Here is a 21,316-nt window from a genome sequence, read left to right on the forward strand (position 1 = left end):
AAAAAAATATCAAATATTTATGTAAAATAAAAAAACTGATTTATTTATAAATCAGTTTTTATATGTTTTATGCAAAACTTATCAAATCTTCATAAGCTTTTTTAGCTCCTTTAAAAACTTGTTGATGTTCTTCTTCTGTTGTGAATTCTTGATTGATGTATGCGATGAATGTTTTCCAAATTTTACCTAGATTTTCACCATAATGCCCAAAATAATTGAAACTTTTATTTTCTAGAAAAGGATATTTTTTCAATGTTTTAGCTATAACATTTCCTCCAAGCATAGATCCTTCTATAACGTATAAAGCACCAATAGCTTCGGCTCTACTTTGAAGTTCATATTGTTTTAGTTCATCTAACTTTTCTAAACCTAATTCTTCGATGTCTTTTTCGATTAAAGACAGTTTATTTAATTTTGTTAAAGCAAGGTTTTCAAAATCTTTATCATTCAAAAATTGTTTGATTGAATCTTCATATGATTTTAAAAATAAATGATTAACCTGCAACATTTTATAATAATTTTTATCTGTAAAAGTGCTGTTAAATAATTTATTTGACTCTAACTTATCTTCAATTTCTTTATGATAAATCGCTGTTTTTTCTTTTAAATAATCAGATAGCATTTATTCGATTTTTTTTAAATGTCAATACAAAAACCGTTCCTTCATTAATTTTACTTTCGAAAGAAATATCACCATTCATTCTTTCCATCATTCTATGTGCAATAGAAAGTCCTACTCCATTTCCAGAAATATTCCCAGTATTAGACATTCTACTAAATAACTTAAACATTTTGTTATAATCCTCTTTTTTTATTCCAATTCCGTTATCTTTTACTTTAAAAATAACATCATCATCATTCACTTCAGACCAAATTTTTATTTTAGGTTGAGAAACTTGTGAAGAATATTTTATAGCATTTCCAATTATATTTAGAAAAACTTCATAAAACATTGTTCTGTCGCCCATAACATTGTGTATTTCTTCTATCACAACTTCTGTATCACTTGTTTTGTAATACAACAAAACATCGTGTACAATTTTTTCTATAATTGGTTTCGCTTCTACTTTTGAGAATATTATTTCCGATTTTTTTGCTTTGCTCAATGCTAAAAGATACTGCATCATCTGTGTCATTTGATCTATTTCATCAATAACATTTTTTAGTTGATCGTTTTTTATTTTATCTTCTGTTAAGCTTCTTTGCAGCATCTGACAATTCAGTTTCATCACCGTTAAAGGTGTTCGTAAATCGTGAGAAACTGTATAGGTGAAAGAATCTAATTCGTCATTAATTTCTTTTAGTTGTTCATATAAACTATGAATTTTGAAAGATTGTAAATGAAGTGTTTCTATAATTAATTTTATAACTTCTTTCGCAACATATTTTTCTTTATCTAACCAAATAAATGATTTATCCTTAATATTTTCTTGCCAAATATTAAAAGAAGTTCGAGGAGAAAAACTATGTATTTCGTTTCCATTTACAACTTCTATCTTTTCTATTTTATTTGGTTCTCCAGCCCAATTAAGAGTTTGAATTTGTTCTTTTTTGAACCAAATAATAAAATGCTCATAAGTTTGATTCAAGAAACAAAACATTACTCCAGCCGAATTTGAACTAAGATTGAGTTCATCACCATAATCTAAATAAAAAGTATTCGAGGTAAATAAATGTGCAGAATTTCTTTTGAACGCCCATTCTTTTATTCTCAAAATTTCTTCTTTATCTGGCGTTTCTCCTTCCACATAAACGTCATCAAAATTTACTAATGCAATACCATTTGCTTTTGTAAGATTAAGAACTTCTTTTAGATTATTGTTCATCGATTGCTGAAGATTTTCTTCTGTTAAAAGATTCTCTTTCAACTTAATCGCTGTTTCATTGAAATAATTCTGAAATTTTAATCGTTCTGTTGATTTAAAATTTACATAAGTTAATCTTGCTTGGCGCGTTAGTAATTCGGTTTGTAAACGAACTTGATTTGGAATATATTTTGGCTCAGAATTTTGACATGCAACAATTCCCCATAGTTTTTCATTAATCACTACAGAAATCGAAAAACTTGCTTTACAATTTGCATTTCGCAAATATTGAAGGTGAATTGGAGAAAGTGCTCTAACAGAAGAATAGCTTAAATTTATTTCTTCTTTTTTAGCTTTTATTAAAGGAATTCTTTCGCTATCAACATCTGCAACTAAACGACTTTTTTTCTTTAAATATAATTCACGAGCTTGTTTAGGAATATCAAATTCAGGAAAATGCAATCCTATATAAGGCTCCAGTCCTTCATCTATTTTTTCTGCTATTACAACGCCGCTTCCATCTTCTAAAAATTTATACAACATCACTCTGTCGTAATTAATTAATTTTTTTACAGATGAAATTAACGTATCCCAAGCTGCGTCTATAGACTTAGAATAAAGTATTTTTTCGGAAAAATTGTAGTAATCTAGCCTATTTTCAAAGATGATTAATTCTTCCAATTCTATATAAATCAATTCGTTGAAATAAAAAGATGTTATATGATATGTTTTAGAATTAATTTCTATGCTATTTCTATAATATTCTCCTTTTTCTAGGCTTAAAACTTCATCAAAATCAATTTCAAAATTATATAATTGATTGATGTTTTGATTCAATATATTGTCAAAAGAAGTATCAAATAATTCTTCAATATTTTGAGAATAAAATTCTATATTATGTGATGTTTTATCAATTCCTATCAAATAACCAAAAGGTTGAATTTCGTTTAGAAATTGAATTTCTTCATCCTCACAATTTTTGATGATTTGGTTGATCATATAATGGGTACTTAGAGAGTGATAAAATTAATATAAAATTGATGAAGGTTAAAATTATTTTTAATCCTCTTGCTTTTTTATTTTTAAAATATAATTTTCTAACTCTAATTCCTCTGTATCAATCAATTCAAAGTCTTTAAAATTATTAAAACGCTCTGCAAAAAAAGCTAAAACTTTTTCTTTTTCCAGAGAAGGATGAACTTTTATTCCATTAAATTTTATATTTTTCATGTAAACATAAAAATCATAATCAAAGTCAGTTTCTCCTAAATAAGTATTGGCTATTTTACCTTTCCATTTGATATCAAACACACCAAATTCTTCTGAATCTAAAAATGTAATTTCGTGCTGCGCAACTGTATCATTTCCTAACATTGAAATCCCAAAAGCTAGATTTTCAGGTTCATCAAGGTTTACTGGAAGCGGATCTAATTCGAATGTTTTGTTGTTTAGTTGATTAAAATCTAACTGTGTATCATTCTCTACTTTAATTCCTTTATTATTCCAATATGTGCTAGAAATTATGGCATGTCCATAATTAATCCAAAGTTGTTTTTCGGCATTCTCTTCTGAAATATCATCTATCTCATCTAAATCATCTTTATATTCTTCTTCTTGGTCGTAATTATCTGATTCTAAATGAAGATCCATCCATAGATCAAAATTTTCATCAAGGCGAGCACTCCAAACAAAATCTATTACTTTATGACCGTTATTGAATGGGCTATTTGAAAAGTATATTTTGTTATTTTCTTTACTCATAAATTGGTTTTTGACTAATGTTTTTGAATTTACAACGATTATTCTATTCTACAAAATTTTAAAAAATAATTGAATCGTTTATTATATATTGTCATTGATTTTCAAAGAAATAAAAAAAGTGTAATTTCTGTAGAAATTACACTTTTAAATTATAGTTATGATTTATGAACTAATTGAATTATAATGTTTCTTTCAACCATTTGAAAAATTCTGTATGCCAAATGACAGAATTCTGAGGTTTTAAAACCCAGTGATTTTCTTCTGGAAAATAAATGAAACGAGATTTGATTCCTTTCAATTGTAAGATTTGATAAGCTTCTTGTCCTTGTCCCATTGGAACACGATAATCGCGACCGCCAACATAAATTAACATTGGAGTATTCCATTTATTGACCAATTCTGTACTACTTGGATCAAATTTAGAATATGTTTTTTGCGCAGCTTTGTTATTTGTTTCCCACCAAGCTCCACCAGCATCCCAATTTGTAAAGAAGATTTCTTCTGTCGTTCCGTACATCGATTTCAAATCGAATACACCGTTATGTGCAATAAAAGATTTGAAACGACCTTCGTGAATTCCTGCTAAATAATAAACAGAATATCCACCGTAAGAAGCTCCAACAGCACCACGGCGATCTTTATCTACATAAGATTCTTTTGAAATATCATCAATAGCAGCCAAATAATCTTGCATTACTTGTCCTCCCCAATCTTTCGAAATTTGCTCATTCCACTCTACTCCATGACCTGGCATTCCACGACGGTTTGGTGCAATTACGATATATCCTTGCGCTGCCATTAATTGAAAATTCCAACGAGGTGAATAAAATTGTGTTAAGGCAGATTGTGGTCCTCCTTGACAATATAATAAAGTTGGATATTTTTTATTTGGATCGAAATTTGGCGGATAAATAACCCACGCATGCATTTCTTTTCCATCAGTTGTTTTGATTTTACGTGCTTTTACATCACTTAATGCAATTTTATCGAAAATATCTTTGTTCTCGTTTGTTAATTGAGTTAAAGATCCTGATTTCAAATCAACTACATAAATTTCTGCAGCGTGATTGATATCTGTTTTTGTAACAATTGCTTTATTTCCGACAATTTCTTTTATATCTGCAATATCAAAATCACCTTTTGTAATTTGTTTTATCATTGGCGTTTTTTTCGTTTTAAAGTTTACGTCAACTTCAAACAATTGAATAGTCCCTCCAATTGGTGCATTGAAATAAATTTTGTTTCCATCATTGCTCCATTTGTAGCCTTGTACGGTGCCATCCCAATGTTTTGTAATATTTATTTCGACATTACCACGACGAACAATCAAGTCATTTTTATCAGCTTCGTAACCATCATGTTCCATGCTTAAAAAAGCGAAATCGCCTTGTGAAGAAAAACTTGGTGTATTATCATAACCCATTTTTCCTTCGGTAATATTTTTTGTTGTTTTAGATGTTAAATCATATTCATAAATATCTGTATTTGTGCTTAACGCATAATCTGTACCGAATTTCTTTTTAGAAACATACAAAACTTTTGTTCCATCTGGTGACCAAACAAATTCTGAAACTGAATATGGTTCATCTTTTAAAACATCTATCTTTGAGGCATTTTCTTTATTTTCTGATATAAATAAATGATCGAAATTTCCATCATTCCAAGTATCCCAATGTCTGTAATTTAATTCGTTATAAATCTGTACATTCGATTTATCCATTTCTGGATAATAATCTGAGCCAAAAACTTTTTGTAATTTAACTTTCTCTGTTTCTGCTTTATATTGTTGCGATTTATTCAACGATTCATCAGCCAAAAGATTCTTGTACTCTTCAATTTCTGAAGCTTTTCCTCCTGCTAAAGAAATCATATAAGTTTTAGAAGTATCTTCCTGAGTTTTAACATTTGTAGAAGTTACTTTATAAATCAGATTTTTTTGATCTTTTGTTACTCCAACTGGAGCTACTTTTTTTACTTGCCAAAGAAGTTCTGGCGTCATTACTTTTTGTCCCATTGCAGTTGTTGATATCAAAATACTTGCTACCAATACAGAAAATCTATTCATGTTAATTTTATTCAATTCCTCGTAAAAATAGCAATTCTTTATTGATTTGAATAAATATTAATCATAAAAAAAAGACATCATTCGATACAAATTGTAATCAAATGATGTCTCCGCTAATAATTTTTTTTCAAATCGTCTAATCGATTCTTAAAATTAGGCTATATATTTTATATTTAGACTGTTAATTAAAAGTTTAACTTATTTTTATGAGTAAATACTGGAATAATTGCTCCAAAAACTAAGTTTTGTTGAGAGAATACAATATCTTGTTTCGCTTTGTCTGCCTTGTTAGCTGTTGTACGAATGTCACTTAAATTAGCATATCCTCCTTTTAATTCGGCCTGTACAAAGAAATAATCCCAAAAAGTAAAGTTGATCCCGACCATTGCTGCTGTTGCAAAACCTGCTAAGTGAAACTCATCATAACGTTCATTACCCATTAATTTTACATTAGAACGTGGATATAAAATCCCTGCTCCCAAACCTGCTGTAACATTTACATCGATTCCTTTTCCGTTTTTTGTAATTGGAAAATGTTGAATATTATCAAAACGACGAACTTCTAAATTAGCATAGTTTAAACCATCTGTATGTTCAAAAGTTAAGAAATCTTCTGTTAATTTTTGATCAACATTATTATAATTCCCATCAAATTCTGAACCTGTATTGATATGTCCATTCATTTTTACCACTTGATCTTGATCCATTACATATTTCATGTGATCAATTCCAAAAGAAATATTCCAATTATCCGAAACAAAGTATCCTAAACGGAAGTTGTATTGCGGAATTGTCATAGAACTTGGATTAAAATATTTTATTCCAAAAGATGTTTGTCTGTCATGTGCGGCAACATTATCTAGCGTAAAATCGTATCCATCTCCTTTGAATTGAATATCTGATTTTGTATACTGCGCGTGATTCCAACCCCAATAAACATAAAATTTACCTTTATTATTTTTTCCTTGCCCGAAAGTAGTTGCAACTAGAGCAACTAAAAACATTACACTTATATACTTTCTCAAAATTTAAATTTTTGCAAATTTATTCTTAAAAAAATTGAGTAAAAATGATTTATGATATCAATTTCATATATAGACGATATTTAAAATCAATAAATATTGTTAAGCCCCATAAAATAAAATGATAAATTTTTATTAAAAAAAACAATCACTGTTTTGTATTTAAAAATTAAAATATATTTTTGTGACATAATGAAAGCCTACCTGATAAAACATAGCATTGGAATTTTTTTCACGCTTCTTTTGGTGTTCAGTACGAACATGCAAGGATTAGCGGGTTATGTAGATTATCATATGAAAATGGAGCAGAAAGATAAAAATGATTCTTCTAATAAGGATAAAAAAGCTTTGTTTTCTCAGACTTCAACTGAAGAGGAAAATAATCAAAAAAACTCTTCGAATGAAATCGTAAAAAAGATTCATTATTTCCACGAAATAAAATTGTTTACATTTTTCAATGTTAAACAAACTACACATTCGGACTATCACCAATTTAAAAGATATTCATCTTTTGATAATGGTGTTACGACTCCCCCTCCTGAAATAATTTAATTTTTTTATTGTTTTTTGCGTCATTCTATTCAAGCATTTGAATCAGACAGCAAAATTACTTTTATCATTTTAAATTATTAAATAATTCATTTTAAAAACATTATGAATCTTTTTCAAAATTGGAAAAAGGACATACCTGCGAGTATTGTTGTCTTTTTCGTTGCATTACCTTTATGTTTAGGTGTTGCGTTGGCCAGTGGAGCACCTTTATTTGCCGGAATTATCGCCGGAATTGTAGGAGGAATTGTAGTTGGTCTTATTTCTAAATCTCAAATTGGTGTTTCTGGACCAGCAGCTGGTTTGGTTGTTATTGTTTTAACTGCCATTACAGATTTGGGTAGTTACGAAGTATTTTTAGTTGCAGTAGTTATTGCTGGAATTTTTCAAATACTATTAGGTATTCTAAAAGCCGGAGTCATAGGTTATTACTTCCCATCCTCTGTAATTAAAGGAATGCTATGTGCAATCGGTATATCAATTTTCTTAAAGCAAATTCCTTTAGCACTTGGTTATCAAGAAACATTTGATTTTGGTAGTTTCAGTTTAGATTTCATCACGCCAGGAGCAATAGTTATTACAGCAATCTCTTTATTTATTTTGATTGTTTGGGATAATGTTTTAGCAAAAAAATCTAACTTTTTCAAATTATTACCAGGATCATTGGTTGCGGTATTAATTGGTATTTTGTACCAAGTTACAATCGGTGATACAAACCACGAGGTTTTCTCGATCGATCATAATTTATTGGTAAAAGTTCCTGTTCCTGAAAACATTTCAGATTTCTTAGGACAATTTACAATGCCAGATTTTGCTTCTGGATTAACAAATCCTATGGTTTGGCAAGTTGCATTTACAATTGCAATTGTGGCATCTTTAGAAACTTTACTTTCTGTAGAAGCGAGTGATAAGTTAGATCCTTTAAAGCGTCAAACACCTACAAACCGAGAATTAATTGCACAAGGTGTTGGTAATTCTTTAGCAGGTTTTATTGGTGGTTTACCTGTTACACAGGTTATCGTTCGTTCGTCTGCTAATGCTATGAGTGGAGGACTTACAAAACTATCAACTATCACACACGGATTCTTATTATTAGTAAGTGTTATTTCAATTCCAATGTTTTTAAATCTAATTCCGAATGCTGTTTTAGCATCAATCTTATTAGTAATTGGATACAAATTAGGTAATCCTAAACAATTTTTGGATATGAAACGATTAGGAAAAGATCAGTTAATCCCATTCGCTGTAACGGTAATTGGAATCTTAGCAACAGACTTATTAAAAGGTATTATTATTGGTCTTATTGTTGGTGTTGTTGTTTCATTAATCAAATCTTACAACAACTCTCACGTAATGTTAGTAAAAGATGGAAATGTTTTCCATATGAATTTAGCGGAAGAAGTAACTTTTGTTAACCGCGGTGCTATTGTAAAAGAATTAGATGGATTAAAGCCTGGTTCTAACTTAGAATTAGATGTTAGAAAAACTCGTATTCTAGATTATGATATTGTCGAATATTTAGATGAATTTAAAGTAAAAGCAAAAAATAATAACATTAACATTCGATTAATCTCTGAACGTGGAACAGTAGATAATCCAGAATCGTTTAGAGAGTTCTTTGGTTACGTTTTAGTAGCTAGCGGACATTAATCATAACCTTCTCACACTTTTAAAACAAATAAAAAAAACAAACAAAATGATAAACGAATATTATAAAAGTATATTAGATAAAAACAAAGCTTGGGTTGAATCAAAATTAGATTTAGATCCAGATTTTTTCAGCAAATTAGCTCATGGTCAACAACCTCATCTTTTATGGATTGGTTGTGCAGATAGTCGAGTTCCAGCCAATGAAATTATTGGAGCTTTACCAGGAGAAGTTTTTGTACATCGTAATATAGCGAATATGGTTGTTCATACAGATATGAATATGTTATCTGTACTAGATTATGCAGTAAATGTCTTAAAAATAAAAGATGTTGTTGTATGTGGGCATTATGGTTGTGGTGGAGTAAAAACCGCAATGGGAAATGCTTCTGTTGGAGTAATTGACAATTGGTTACGACACATTAAAGATGTTTACAGATTCAATAAAGATGAATTAAATAATATTGAAGACGAAAATGAAAAATTCAATCGTTTTGTCGAAATAAACGTTAAAGAACAAGTTTTTAATTTAGCAAAAACATCTATTGTTCAAAATGCTTGGGCAAATGGTCAAGAATTACATATTCATGGTTGGGTTTATGGAATTGGAACTGGAGTAGTAAATGATTTAGATGTTTCGTTAAACTCAAATGAAGAACTAGATCAAGTTTTCCAATTAGATATTACACAATAATTGGTTTAGATAGTTTTTTAGTAATGTAAAAGCCACTCAAAATTGAGTGGCTTTTTTGGTTTAATTAAATATTTTCAATTTCTAAATCTACTTTGTAGTAAGCAAATATTTTTTTCTAGATCTTAAACATTATAAACAGATTTTTAATCAATTATCTTCCTGAATATAAATAATTAACCTTCTAAATACGATCCGTTTTTTTTTGAAAAAACAATATCATTTTAGTAATAATAATTTACAATTTTTAATAAACTCTGCCCTGTAAATGTATTACTTACTGAATCAATTCCTGTTTGTAAATTGCTTTCAATTCAGAAGAAATTAAAAATCATTGTTTACACTCCACTTCATATAAATTCCAATATGAGTCGAAGCATTTTCTAGAGCTAAATCTTTTGGAAAATCATTTCTGTAATGGAACATCATAAAATTTATAAACAAAATTGGTTATTGATTTAATAGATAAAAATATATTTAAGATTATTAGTTATTAAAAATCAATCTGATTTAGCTTGTACTTTCCAATCTATTTCTTTTATGTTTTTGCTTTTTAGGAATGAATTCGTTTTCGAGAAAGGTTTACTCCCAAAGAAACCACGATGTGCTGCAAATGGCGATGGATGAGCAGACTCAATCACAAAATGTTTTTCACGATCTATCTTTGCTCCTTTTTTATGTGCATAAGCTCCCCATAAAATAAAAACAAGGTTTTCTTTCTGACTAGAAAGTGCCTCTATTGCAGCATCTGTAAATTCTTCCCAACCTTTATTTTGATGTGATCCTGGAGTTGAAGCCTCAACTGTTAAAGTCGCATTTAGCATCAAAACACCTTGGTTTGCCCAAGATTCGAGATTACCTGAAGTGGAAATTTCTATTCCTAAATCCTCATTTAGTTCTTTGTAAATATTGCGTAAGCTTGGTGGTAATTTAATTCCATCGGCAACCGAAAATGACAATCCATTGGCTTGTCCAGCTCCATGATATGGATCTTGACCTATCAAAACAACTTTTACATCATTAAAAGAGGTGTGATCAAATGCAGAAAATATTTTGGATGCAGACGGATAAATCGTCTTTGTATTGTATTCATTTCGTACAAAATCTGTCAACGTTTTAAAATAATCTTTCTCAAATTCATTTTTTAAAACTTCTTTCCAAGAAGCATCCAATTTCACATTCATATCATTCTATTTATGAAAACAAAATTATTCTTTTTTATATACATCAAAGTAATTTTTCGAACTAAATCTGAGATTCATTTATCCATTTGCCAACCGTAGGTGCTTTATAATTTTTTATTTTATCAAATAAAATATCTAAATCATTACTAACAATTAGCATATCATAGTTTTCTTGTTTCAGAAAGCCTTTAATTACCATACTTTTAATAAAAAGTAAAAGTTCGTCGAAAAAACCATCAATATTATAAATTGCTATTGGTTTTTTATGTAATCCTAATTGCGCCCAAGTCAACATTTCGAAAAATTCTTCAAGTGTTCCAAATCCACCAGGTAAAGTTATAACTCCATCAGAAAGTTCGTTCATTTTTGCCTTTCGTTCGTGCATAGAATCAACTAAAATAAGCTCACTTAATTCATTATGTTCTACTTCAACTTTCTTCAAAAAATTTGGTAAAACTCCAATTGCAACACCTTTGTTTTCTAAAACGGAATCAGCAATAACGCCCATTAGTCCAACATTTGCTCCTCCATAAACAAGTTCTATCTTATTATCTGCAAGTTTTTTACCTAATTTATATGCCTCTTCAGTAAAAATCTTATTTGAGCCATTACTTGAGCCACAAAACACTGTTAATCTTTTCATTCTATAAATATATAAATCAAAAAATGAATTAAGATTTAATAAATTATTAAATCTATTTGTAAATAGTATTATCTGTCTTTTATTAAGCTAAAGAATTTATCCGTAATTTTGCATTAATGCAAATATCAGAACAAACTTTAAAAGATTTAGAATTTAATGCGGTTCAGAAAGAAATCGCAGAATTTGCTTATACAGAAAAAGTTGAAGCGTTTATTTTCAACTTAAAACCTTATCAAGATCACCAACTTTTGGTACAAGATCTACAAACGACAAACGAATATTTAACAAGTTTTGAAACAGGAAATCATTTCCCTTTTTCAGAATATTATATTTTAGATGAGAATCTAAGCCGATTAGAAATCGAAAATTATTATTTGCCTGCTGAAGAATTTTTCAAAATAAAGGCAAATACACTTCAAGTGAAAGAAATCTTGAAATATTTGACAACTTTCAACGAATATGCGCCCGTTTTATTCGAGAAAGCTTCAACGATTACTTATGAGAAAAATATTGTAAAAGTAATCGATCAAGTCTTCAATAAATTTGGAGAAATAAAAGATGATGCAAGCCCAGAATTAAAAATTGTTCGCGAACGTTTACGTCATTTGAATGGACGAATTACCGAATTATTCAACAAATCAATGGCTTATCATTCTGATTATTTAGATGATATTCGTGAATCTGTTGTTGGAAATCGTCGTGTTTTAGCAGTTAAATCGGCTTTGAGAAAGCGTGTAAAAGGACAGTTTTTAGGAACTTCTAAAACAGGTTCTATTACATTTATAGAGCCAGAAAGTGTTCTAAATCCTCGTCGTGAATGGGAGGAATTAAAGGAAGAAGAAAAGCATTTGATTATTCAGATTTTGTTAGATTTAACAGCACAAATTGCTGCTTATAAACCAAATCTAGAAGAATATCAGACCTTTTTGGAATACATCGATTTTACACAAGCAAAAGCTAATTATGCTTTTTTGATTAATGGGATTTTACCTCAACTTTCTGAGAAAAGAATTATCAAATTGGTTGATGCTTATCATCCTGTTTTATTTTTAAATAATAAGAGAAAAGCAGAAAAAACAATTCCACAAAGCTTAGAAATTAATGAAGAATGTCGCATTATCATTATTTCTGGACCAAATGCTGGAGGAAAATCAATTACATTGAAAACAATTGGTTTACTTCAAATCATGATTCAAAGTGGAATTTTAGTTCCTGTAAAAGACGAAAGTCAATTCGGTTTCTTTAATCAAATCTTTACAGATATTGGTGATAATCAATCTATCGAAAACCATTTATCAACCTATAGTTATCGTCTAAAACAAATGTCGTATTTTTTGAAAAACGCAGATGATAAAACGTTATTATTAGTTGATGAATTTGGTACTGGATCTGATCCGGAATTAGGTGGAGCTTTGGCAGAAGTTTTCTTTGAAGAATTTTACGAACGTAATTCTTTTGGTGTTTTTACAACGCATTACACAAACATAAAATTAAGTGCAGAAAGTTTGCCAGAAGCGATAAATGCTTGTATGTTGTTTGACAAAAAAACTTTGGAGCCGCTTTATCGTTTGGAAATTGGACAAGCAGGAAGTTCGTTTACTTTTGAAGTTGCGGAAAAGAATAAAATTCCGTTTCGCTTGATTAATCGTGCAAAGAAAAAAGTTGAAAGTGAAAAAGTAAGTTTGGATAAAACAATTTTAAAACTTCAACAAGAGAAATTTGAAATTCAGAAAACAAAAGATCATGTTGAAGAATTGCGCGAAACTAATATTGAACACAACGAAAAATTAGAACAAACGAACGAAAAAATTCAACAAAAATTATATGATTTTCAACAATTATATGATCGAGAACAGAAACGTTTGAAACTTGGTGAACGTATTTCGGATATGGCTGATTCTTATTTGAAAACGAAAAACAAAAAGCAAATGATTTCGAATTTCTTGAAGTTAATTGAAATGGAAAATTCGAAAAAAACAAAAGAAGTTCAGCAATTAAAGAAAATTGAAAAGATTGTAGAGAAAGAAGTAAAACGTGAATTAAAAGAAAATTCTGAAACTATTTCTCAACAAAAAGAAGTTATCGAAAAGAAAGAAAAAGCTGCTACTCAGAAAAAAATTGATGCGCTGAAAGTTGGTGATCGTGTAAAAATTCATGGTTCGTCGAGTGTTGGAACAATTGATAAGATAAAAAAAGATACGGTTTTTGTAAACTATGGTTTATTTACAACACAAATAAATGTAAATGAAGTTTATAAAATCTAAAAAGAATAAAAAAAGGAGCTTTAAGTAAGCTCCTTTTTTATTATTAATATCCTTTATTTTGATCTAGATTTTCGTTTCTGTTTATTGCTTCTTTCGGAATTGGTAATTGCCATCTGTAATCAGATTCTTTTAATTCTAATTGAACAGGCGCAGTTCCGCTTCCATCCGCTCTATATCCATTTCCAGATCGTTTAATTCCTTGATTATATTTTGATGGAATATTTTTCACACCTAAAAGTCTTTTCAGAGTAAACCATCGATCTCCATTTTCAAAAGCTAATTCTTTTCTTCTTTCTGTGATAATTGCTTCAAATAATTCTTCTCCTTTTTCTTCTCCTTTAAAAGTTGAATATCGCTGTGCTCTTTCAATGTTTAATGTTTGAAGCGCTTGATCAAAATTACCTTTCAAATAATAAGCTTCCGCCAAATTGAAAATAACTTCTTCTACTCTCAAATATCTTGCATTATTGATATAATTTTTAATATTGCTTGGATAATATTTATTGACAATAATATTTGCATTGTTTGCATCTCCAGCTAAATTATAAATCTTGAAATATGATTTTTTTCGTTCTGGTTCAGTCGATTCGTCATACAAATCATACAAAGCTTTGTCTACAGAGAATTCCATTACCATATTGTTTGCGTTGGTTCCATATCCAAAATTAGAACCGATTGATGGATCATTGGCTTGTAAATAAGGAATTTCAAATAAACTTCCTTTACTTGTTTTTGATGACCAAAAATTTTCAATATCATTTTTCGATGTTGGTTGAACAGCTTTCACTACTTTTTCTGCATGTTCAATAACTTTGTCATAATTGCCATTATATAAATATACACGGCTCAAAAATCCACTTGCTGAATATTGATTAAGACGATTGATATCTTGATAATTATTTGGCAAATTATTGATAACACTTTCTACATCTTGAATAATATCATCGTAAACTTCTTTTATTGTTTTTGTTCGACTTGGTTTAAACTCCGAATTATAAGTTGTTAAATAAGGAATTCCGATTGTAGAAGCCGAATTTGCACTTTGAGTTGGAATCTGAGCATAATGTCTGGCAATTTCAAAATGTGCAATTGCACGAATCAATATTGCTTCTGCTTTTATTCTATTTTTAAATTCTCCATCTTTTAGATTATCGATTTTAGAAAGAATGAAATTAGCATCTGAAACCATTCTATATCCAGCTTCATAAATATCTGTTGGCGTTTGGCTAGAATCATATGTCCAGTTATTTGCAGGACGATTAGATCCTCTTCCTCCGTAATTTGATAATAAATTATCTGAAAGAATATCTCCTACAACAACTAAATCTCGGGAATAACCACTTCCTCCATAAAAGCCGATTTGTTTAAAATCTTGGTACAATCCATAAATTGCTTTTGTAAAATCTCCTTCTGTCTTGTAAAAACCATCAACCAATACATCATTTGGAGATTCTTTTATGATGTCATCATCTGAACAAGAATTAAATATTGATAACAGTCCAAAAACTGTAAGTAGAATTATATTTTTTTTCATGATTTCTTAAAATGTAATGTTAAAACCTAATGAATAAGTGCGAACTTGAGGATATGTAAATAATGAATATGAACCTGAAACATATCCTGAATCAGTAACACTCATCATACTTTGAGAACCTGTTGCAGAAACTGGATCTCCATGATATTTTGTCCACAAAGCTAAGTTCTGAACTTGAGCATAAAGCCTCAAGTTTTTGATAAATGTATTTTTCACTAAATCTGTAAATGTGTAACCAATAGAAAGATTTCTGAACATTACATAATTCGATTTCTCTAAATATTTTGTAGATTCTTGTTCTCCTAAAGTTGTTGGTCGACCAAACTTAGCATGATCTCCAGGATTTCTCCAATAATCGTTTGCTTCTACAACTTGATTAAAATTCATTGGAGCATTTGTTAAATCTCTATACGTATAATTGTACATGTAAGCTCCTAAAGAATAAGTGAAATCAGCACTAATATCAAAACCATAAATGCTCGTATTTAGTCCAAATCCTCCATATAATTTTGGAAGAGGAGTTTTCCCAGTTGCTACAGCATCTTCAGCTTTATAATCTTCTGTAATATTGCCTGCTTTATCTAAATACAAGTTTTTTCCATTTTCTGGATTAACACCTACATAACGCACCAAACGAAATTGATAAGGAGATTGCCCTTTTACATGAACCATACTTGGTGAAATCTCATCTCCTGTTCCAATTAATAATTGATTATTACCATTCAAATCATTAATTTTATAACTTATTGATGTCAAGTTTCCATAGAATGATAATTTGAAATTCTTCTGAGAAACTGCTGCAATATTCAAATCAAGTTCTATTCCTTTGGATGTTATTTCTCCTGCATTGACAGTTTTACTTAGATTTCCTGATTCTATTGGCAATAATGTTCTGAAAATAAAATTCTTTCTATTATCATTAAAATATGCAAAAGATCCTGTTATAAAATGTCTGAAAAAATCAAATTCAGTTCCTATATTTAATTTTCTATTAGTTTCCCATGTCATTTTAGGATCAATCTCGTATCTAGGAGGAGTTGCAACAGTATTTCCGCCATAATTTCCTGTCAAATTCACATATGCTTGATTGATGTATCGTTGGATAGATGAATCGTCTCCTACTTCTCCATAAGAAGCTTTTAACTTAAGTCCTGTTAAATATTGGTTTCCTTTCAGAAAGTCTTCTCTTGTAACATCCCAAGTTACCGAAGCTCCCCAAAAATTTCCATATTGCTTATCTAATCCTGCTAATGAAGATCCATCTCTTCTGAAATAAACATCTAAAAAATACTTTCTATTGTAATCATAAGAAACAGCTCCTAAATAACCAAATCGTGCTTCTTCCCATCGATTAGTCAAAGAAGAATTCAGAATTCTATTTGCTAAAGCTTGTACACTTTTATCTCCAGTTGGATAACCTTCGCTGCGTAACGTAATATTATAATTTCTTTCGTTCGAATATTCTGAAGCTAAAGTAAAACGTAATGTATGTAAATCAAATTTGTTTATATAATTCAATTCATTTCTCCAATTGTAAGCAAAACGATCATCTCCTATATCTGCTTTGCTTCCTCCTGTACCACGGTTTTTTGAAACAAAAGCCAAAGGCGAAACGAAACTTTCAAATTGATTTCGATTATATTTTGCTCCGAAAGTTGTTCTAAAAGTTAACTTCTCCGTTAAATCTGCTTCTAAAAATCCTGAACCAAAAAGTCTAAAATTTCTATATTGATTATTCGTATATTTCATTTGATCCAAAACAGGATTTTGTAAAATATTGACATTCGAATTGTATATAGGAGATCCGGTTTCATCTAATTTCACATTTCCTGCATCATCTAATTCATAAACAGAGGCGTATGGATAATTTAGATAAATATTGGTGAAAGGACTAGAAAAGTTATAAATATCCGATGGTAAATCTCTTTTCATATAAGCACCATTTGCATCTATCCCATATCGTAACCAATCTTTCATTTTTGATGAAAGATTTATGGAAGAAGTAATTCGCTCAAAACCTTTATAAAACTCTACCGTTCCATTATCTTTATCATAACCCAATGAAAAAGATTGCGCTGTTTCGCCATCATTTTTATTAAAAGTGAAATAATTTGAACTAATTATACTTCTTTTAAAAATATCATCTTTCCAGCTATGATCATATTGAGATAATCTGTCGATTTCTTCTTGACTTCTTGCAACACCTAAACCTAAACTACGTCCTGTTTCTAAATCATTTAATTGACTTATTTCATTCTGAAAATTTAAAAACTGACGACCATTCATTAATTTGATATTCTTGAAACCTAGATTCTCACCAAACCCGATACGAGAAGAATACGAAATAATTCCTTCATTTTTCTTGGCACGTTTTGTCGTAATCAAAATAACTCCATTTGCTCCTCGAGATCCATAAATAGCTACTTGAGAAGCATCTTTCAATACTTTCATTTCCTCTATATCATTTGGATTTAATGCAACAATATCTGCAGCAGACAAATATGTTCCATCAACTACATAAAGTGGATTTTTAACACCGCCATTCAAACCAATTGCTCCTCTTATCACAACATTTGCATTACTTCCTGGCGCACCATTCTGTGCTTGAGAAGAAAGCCCTGAAACTTTCCCAGATAACAATTGATCAACTGAAGTTGATGGATTTAAGTTCTTGAAATCATCTCCTTTCAAAGTTGTTGTTCCTGCTGATTGCGGCGCTTCGAAAATACTTTTCACAACTACAACATCCAAATCAACACTTTCTGATTTTGGTTTCAAATCAATAACTCCCAAATCGTATTGATCAACTTTATATTCAGAGCCATTAATAATTAATATTGTTCCTAAAGGAAGATCTATCGAAAAATGTCCATTTTCGTCCGTATAAAATGTTTGATCTTGATTTTTAACTTTTATTTCTACATCCTGTGATGGAAAACCTAATTCATCATTCACTTGCCCTTTAATCTGAGCATACGTTAGAGAACTTAACAGCAAAAGTGCTATAAGACTTAACTTATTTTGAACTTTCTTCATTCATAAATTTTTATACTGCAAATCTCAATATTTAAAGAACATTATCCTATAAAACATATAAATAATATTTATTTTTAGAAATAATTTCTATTTTATTTAAAATAATTATTTTATGTATAATTGTTAAAAAATTAAATTATTATCAAAATTTTAGCATAAAATTTAACAAATCGTAAAACAAGCTAATAACAGAAGTCGACAAATGAGATTATCTGGAAGAAATTATAAATAGAAAAAAAATCCTATTTTTTAAAAGTCTATGGAATTAATAGAAATTTAAAATATAAATCATAGAAATTTATTAAAACAGGCAAGAAAATACCTTAAACATTGTTAATCAATTAGATGATTAGAAATGGAAAGAAAATCGTAAAAAGGGAAAGTCGATTCGAACAGCTATTTTTGGCGAATTTGAACTATTTTAAAAAAAATTATTCATTTTTTTATCGTTTCATTCGCCTTATTTTTTTAATCAAGAATAGTTTTAAAATTATCCTTAAAAAAGTTCGTGAATGCACGAACTTTTTTTTAATCTTTCTCTACACCTTGATAAATAACTGCTCCTGATTTTCTCTTTGACTTTTCCATTTCATTGTCATATTCTTCTTTGGTAACTTTTATAGCTTTATTTGGTAGCTCTATTTTTTCTTTGTATGGTTTTATATCAATGGCTGTAAAACTTACATTTGTATCCATATCTCTTGTAAATGGTATTTTGAATTTAATTTTTAAAATCAAACCTGGTAATCCATTGTAACGAGAAGGTCCATCACGAAAAGGCAAATCTACAGCATACCAAGCTTCTACCGTTTGCGTTGGATTGGTATACGTTGCTTTTCGTACTTTATAACCCAGTATTGTTGATTCTTCTTTAGTTAATATCCATGGAAAAGTTTGCATTGAATCTTTAACGAATAGCTTCGGTTTCATTTTACTATTTTCATACAATTCTTTCGTATTAAATTCTTTATAAATATTAGAACTAACATTACTGCTTAAACCAAGAGAAGTTATTGTCCCTTTCTGATCATTATTAATTCGTTCAATCTCTGTAAAATTGGAATTTGTATCATTTACAATCAATTCATAATAATATCGTTTATTCTCAGAATTATTGAGCATTTCTTCCATTTTAGCTGAAGTTTTTTTTATAGAACTTCTATCAAATTCTTGTTGAACTTCATATTCTACTCGGACGGCATCTTGCGAAAAACCAATCATTGGAAGGACGAATAATAAATATTTTAGCATTTTATAGTGTTTTTATGATTCTACTAATATAGAAATAAAAATTAATTCATTTTAAATAATCATCAACATAAGTAATATCATTCTTTAGGGTGAATAATCTTTGTAAATTAGCATAGAGATAAGATAAAAAGAGTTGTTTTATTGAATTTCAATAGAATATTAACTCAATAATAATTATTAATCATATATCATAAATATTATTTATAGTTTAATCTATTTTTGAAATTGAAAATATATGGACAGTTTAAAATATCACTCTAAATTTGTAGCAGAAAAAGAGATAAAAACTTTAATTAGTTTTATCAAATCAAGAAATAAAAAACAAAATATAAAAAATTAAAATTATGTCATTAGTAGGAAAAAAAGCGCCTTTATTTACAGCGCCTGCAGTAATTGATGGAGACGAAATCGTAGAAAACTTTTCAATGCCAATTGGAGAAAAAAACATCGTTTTATTCTTCTATCCAAAAGATTTTACTTTTGTTTGTCCAACAGAATTACACGCATTCCAAGCTAAATTAGCTGAATTCGAAAAAAGAGATGCTGTTGTAATCGCTGCTTCTTGTGATTCTGAAGAAACTCACTTAGCATGGTTAAACACTGCAAAAGATAACGGAGGTATCGAAGGTGTTACTTATCCAGTTGTTGCAGATTTAGCAAAAACTATCGCAATGGATTACGGTGTTTTAGCAGGTGATTATGTTTACAATGAAGAAAATGATTCTTTAAAATTTGAAGGAGCTCCAGTTGCTTACCGTGGAACTTTCATCATCGACAAAAACGGTGTTGTTCGTCACGAAACTATCAACGATTTACCATTAGGACGTAACATTGATGAATATGTACGTTTATTAGACGCTATTTTACATGTTGAGAAATATGGTGAAGTTTGTCCAGCTAACTGGGAAGAAGGAAAAGATGCAATGAACGCTACTAAAGATGGTGTAGCTTCTTACTTAGCTTCTCACTAAAAAATAACTTGAGAATCTTTTGATTTTCAAAATTCACGAAGAGGCTGTCTAAAAAATTGACAGGAGATTTTAAGAAATTCATTTTCAATAAAAATCACTAAGTTCAACACTTAGACGGCCTTTTTTATATCCAATTTTTAACTTTTAAAAATTAATAAAATGTTTGCAGAATTAGAACAAGATAACTTACAACAAGTTGTAGCTGATAACAACTTAGTAATTGTACAATATGGTGCTGGATGGTGTGGAAACTGCCGTTTGGTAAAACCAAAATTCAAAAAATTAGCAGCTGAATACGAAGGTAAAGCAGAGTTTTTATATGTTGATGCAGAGAAATTTGTTGAATCAAGAAAATTAGCTGAAGTTCCAAATTTACCAACTTTCGCTGTTTTCAAAGGAGGAGTTAATGTAGGACAAGTAACTGCATCTAAAATTGATGCTGTAAAAGAATTAATCAATGAAACTGCCGGTATTTAAAAATTTAGCAAAAAACCTTTCTGTTGAAGCAATGGAAACGGCTTTAGAAGTTTTGGAAGTTTATGCTGAATCTCCAGCTGTAAAAGAACCAGAACAAGAAGTAATTGGTGAAATGATTTCTAACATTTGTGGAGCGATGGAAATGAAGCAAATGATGGATGACGAAGGCATGGACGAACGTACTGCAGCCAATACTTTTATGCAACGTGTAATGGGTTCGATTGACAAATAGTTGTCAATAATTCCTAATAACTTAAATATATAATTCTACTTGAAATAAAAACGAAGTAGAATTATATATTTTTTTTATACCTAATTTCTAGATAAGAGAATAACTTCTAAATGATATTGAAGGATTTATTTCTAAAATTCAAAATATCCATCAAACTACATTATTTTATTTTCCTCATCATCTA

The 21,316-nt window shown here is 29.4% G+C and carries 17 protein-coding genes; 7 read left to right on the plus strand and 10 right to left on the minus strand.

The features are described 5' to 3' along the window. Positions 1-67: 67 nt before the first annotated feature. The 5 genes from ACMHJW_RS08085 to ACMHJW_RS08105 form a co-directional block, all read right to left on the minus strand. On the minus strand, positions 68-622 hold the full coding sequence (locus ACMHJW_RS08085) for a biliverdin-producing heme oxygenase (protein WP_413532902.1): 555 nt from the start codon (positions 620-622) through the stop codon (positions 68-70). Continuing rightward, on the minus strand, positions 612-2,804 hold the full coding sequence (locus ACMHJW_RS08090) for an ATP-binding protein (RefSeq protein ID WP_413532903.1): 2,193 nt from the start codon (positions 2,802-2,804) through the stop codon (positions 612-614). Before ACMHJW_RS08090 ends, ACMHJW_RS08085 begins: the two co-directional genes overlap by 11 nt. A 60-nt stretch (positions 2,805-2,864) precedes the next feature. Then, the gene (locus tag ACMHJW_RS08095; RefSeq protein WP_413532904.1) at positions 2,865-3,566 is read right to left on the minus strand and encodes a hypothetical protein; all 702 of its coding nucleotides are present in this window, start codon (positions 3,564-3,566) and stop codon (positions 2,865-2,867) included. A gap of 178 nt (positions 3,567-3,744) precedes the next feature. Beyond that, positions 3,745-5,631 carry a S9 family peptidase gene (locus tag ACMHJW_RS08100; protein WP_413532905.1) on the minus strand — a complete coding sequence of 629 codons (1,887 nt, stop codon included), beginning with the start codon at positions 5,629-5,631 and terminating at the stop codon, positions 3,745-3,747. Positions 5,632-5,816: 185 nt separating this feature from the next. Beyond that, positions 5,817-6,635 carry a hypothetical protein gene (locus ACMHJW_RS08105; protein WP_413533115.1) on the minus strand — a complete coding sequence of 273 codons (819 nt, stop codon included), beginning with the start codon at positions 6,633-6,635 and terminating at the stop codon, positions 5,817-5,819. Positions 6,636-6,914: 279 nt separating this feature from the next. On the opposite strand from ACMHJW_RS08105, the gene ACMHJW_RS08110 reads away from it, so the two are divergent. The 3 genes from ACMHJW_RS08110 (at position 6,915) to can (ending at position 9,543) form a co-directional block, all read left to right on the plus strand. Beyond that, positions 6,915-7,205 carry a hypothetical protein gene (locus ACMHJW_RS08110; RefSeq protein ID WP_413532906.1) on the plus strand — a complete coding sequence of 97 codons (291 nt, stop codon included), beginning with the start codon at positions 6,915-6,917 and terminating at the stop codon, positions 7,203-7,205. A gap of 102 nt (positions 7,206-7,307) precedes the next feature. Continuing rightward, on the plus strand, positions 7,308-8,852 hold the full coding sequence (locus ACMHJW_RS08115; RefSeq protein ID WP_413532907.1) for a SulP family inorganic anion transporter: 1,545 nt from the start codon (positions 7,308-7,310) through the stop codon (positions 8,850-8,852). A gap of 46 nt (positions 8,853-8,898) precedes the next feature. Beyond that, positions 8,899-9,543, plus strand: coding sequence for a carbonate dehydratase (can, locus tag ACMHJW_RS08120; RefSeq protein ID WP_413532908.1), 645 nt, complete (start codon positions 8,899-8,901; stop codon positions 9,541-9,543). A gap of 497 nt (positions 9,544-10,040) precedes the next feature. On the opposite strand, the gene ACMHJW_RS08125 is transcribed toward can, so the two are convergent. Both ACMHJW_RS08125 and ACMHJW_RS08130 read right to left on the minus strand, forming a co-directional pair. Further along, positions 10,041-10,724 carry a uracil-DNA glycosylase gene (locus ACMHJW_RS08125; protein ID WP_413532909.1) on the minus strand — a complete coding sequence of 228 codons (684 nt, stop codon included), beginning with the start codon at positions 10,722-10,724 and terminating at the stop codon, positions 10,041-10,043. A gap of 61 nt (positions 10,725-10,785) precedes the next feature. Beyond that, entirely contained in the window at positions 10,786-11,367 is a 582-nt protein-coding gene (locus tag ACMHJW_RS08130) for a TIGR00730 family Rossman fold protein (RefSeq protein ID WP_413532910.1), read from the minus strand. Between the two features lie 116 nt (positions 11,368-11,483). On the opposite strand from ACMHJW_RS08130, the gene ACMHJW_RS08135 reads away from it, so the two are divergent. Then, positions 11,484-13,631 (plus strand): endonuclease MutS2, encoded by a 2,148-nt coding sequence (locus tag ACMHJW_RS08135; protein WP_413532911.1) that lies wholly within the window; start codon positions 11,484-11,486, stop codon positions 13,629-13,631. Between the two features lie 43 nt (positions 13,632-13,674). Here the strand turns inward: ACMHJW_RS08135 and ACMHJW_RS08140 are convergent, their stop codons facing one another. The 3 genes from ACMHJW_RS08140 to ACMHJW_RS08150 all read right to left on the minus strand — a co-directional run bounded on the left by ACMHJW_RS08140 (position 13,675) and on the right by ACMHJW_RS08150 (position 19,452). Further along, positions 13,675-15,165 (minus strand): RagB/SusD family nutrient uptake outer membrane protein, encoded by a 1,491-nt coding sequence (locus ACMHJW_RS08140; RefSeq protein ID WP_413532912.1) that lies wholly within the window; start codon positions 15,163-15,165, stop codon positions 13,675-13,677. Between the two features lie 6 nt (positions 15,166-15,171). Next, positions 15,172-18,201, minus strand: coding sequence for a SusC/RagA family TonB-linked outer membrane protein (locus ACMHJW_RS08145; RefSeq protein WP_413532913.1), 3,030 nt, complete (start codon positions 18,199-18,201; stop codon positions 15,172-15,174). 528 nt (positions 18,202-18,729) lie between these two features. Continuing rightward, a complete protein-coding gene (locus tag ACMHJW_RS08150) occupies positions 18,730-19,452 on the minus strand; it encodes a GLPGLI family protein (protein WP_413532914.1) in 723 nt (240 codons plus the stop codon). A gap of 344 nt (positions 19,453-19,796) precedes the next feature. On the opposite strand from ACMHJW_RS08150, the gene ACMHJW_RS08155 reads away from it, so the two are divergent. From ACMHJW_RS08155 to ACMHJW_RS08165, 3 genes are all read left to right on the plus strand, one after another. Next, the gene (locus ACMHJW_RS08155) at positions 19,797-20,423 is read left to right on the plus strand and encodes a peroxiredoxin (protein WP_413532915.1); all 627 of its coding nucleotides are present in this window, start codon (positions 19,797-19,799) and stop codon (positions 20,421-20,423) included. A gap of 159 nt (positions 20,424-20,582) precedes the next feature. Further along, positions 20,583-20,900, plus strand: coding sequence for a thioredoxin family protein (locus ACMHJW_RS08160; protein ID WP_413532916.1), 318 nt, complete (start codon positions 20,583-20,585; stop codon positions 20,898-20,900). Then, positions 20,881-21,132 carry a DUF6952 family protein gene (locus ACMHJW_RS08165; RefSeq protein ID WP_413532917.1) on the plus strand — a complete coding sequence of 84 codons (252 nt, stop codon included), beginning with the start codon at positions 20,881-20,883 and terminating at the stop codon, positions 21,130-21,132. Before ACMHJW_RS08160 ends, ACMHJW_RS08165 begins: the two co-directional genes overlap by 20 nt. Positions 21,133-21,316 lie beyond the last annotated feature (184 nt).

This window comes from Empedobacter brevis, assembly GCF_965118635.1.
In the GTDB taxonomy this organism is placed as follows: domain Bacteria; phylum Bacteroidota; class Bacteroidia; order Flavobacteriales; family Weeksellaceae; genus Empedobacter; species Empedobacter brevis_A.

Excerpts from the sequence above, each read along its gene's own strand:
- ACMHJW_RS08085 (WP_413532902.1), bottom strand. The coding sequence starts at position 622 with ATGCTATCTGATTATTTAAAAGAAAAAACAGCGATTTATCATAAAGAA.
- ACMHJW_RS08090 (WP_413532903.1), bottom strand. The coding sequence starts at position 2,804 with ATGATCAACCAAATCATCAAAAATTGTGAGGATGAAGAAATTCAATTT.
- ACMHJW_RS08095 (WP_413532904.1), bottom strand. The coding sequence starts at position 3,566 with ATGAGTAAAGAAAATAACAAAATATACTTTTCAAATAGCCCATTCAAT.
- ACMHJW_RS08100 (WP_413532905.1), bottom strand. The coding sequence starts at position 5,631 with ATGAATAGATTTTCTGTATTGGTAGCAAGTATTTTGATATCAACAACT.
- ACMHJW_RS08105 (WP_413533115.1), bottom strand. The coding sequence starts at position 6,635 with ATGTTTTTAGTTGCTCTAGTTGCAACTACTTTCGGGCAAGGAAAAAAT.
- ACMHJW_RS08110 (WP_413532906.1), top strand. The coding sequence starts at position 6,915 with ATGCAAGGATTAGCGGGTTATGTAGATTATCATATGAAAATGGAGCAG.
- ACMHJW_RS08115 (WP_413532907.1), top strand. The coding sequence starts at position 7,308 with ATGAATCTTTTTCAAAATTGGAAAAAGGACATACCTGCGAGTATTGTT.
- can (WP_413532908.1), top strand. The coding sequence starts at position 8,899 with ATGATAAACGAATATTATAAAAGTATATTAGATAAAAACAAAGCTTGG.
- ACMHJW_RS08125 (WP_413532909.1), bottom strand. The coding sequence starts at position 10,724 with ATGAATGTGAAATTGGATGCTTCTTGGAAAGAAGTTTTAAAAAATGAA.
- ACMHJW_RS08130 (WP_413532910.1), bottom strand. The coding sequence starts at position 11,367 with ATGAAAAGATTAACAGTGTTTTGTGGCTCAAGTAATGGCTCAAATAAG.
- ACMHJW_RS08135 (WP_413532911.1), top strand. The coding sequence starts at position 11,484 with ATGCAAATATCAGAACAAACTTTAAAAGATTTAGAATTTAATGCGGTT.
- ACMHJW_RS08140 (WP_413532912.1), bottom strand. The coding sequence starts at position 15,165 with ATGAAAAAAAATATAATTCTACTTACAGTTTTTGGACTGTTATCAATA.
- ACMHJW_RS08145 (WP_413532913.1), bottom strand. The coding sequence starts at position 18,201 with ATGAAGAAAGTTCAAAATAAGTTAAGTCTTATAGCACTTTTGCTGTTA.
- ACMHJW_RS08150 (WP_413532914.1), bottom strand. The coding sequence starts at position 19,452 with ATGCTAAAATATTTATTATTCGTCCTTCCAATGATTGGTTTTTCGCAA.
- ACMHJW_RS08155 (WP_413532915.1), top strand. The coding sequence starts at position 19,797 with ATGTCATTAGTAGGAAAAAAAGCGCCTTTATTTACAGCGCCTGCAGTA.
- ACMHJW_RS08160 (WP_413532916.1), top strand. The coding sequence starts at position 20,583 with ATGTTTGCAGAATTAGAACAAGATAACTTACAACAAGTTGTAGCTGAT.
- ACMHJW_RS08165 (WP_413532917.1), top strand. The coding sequence starts at position 20,881 with ATGAAACTGCCGGTATTTAAAAATTTAGCAAAAAACCTTTCTGTTGAA.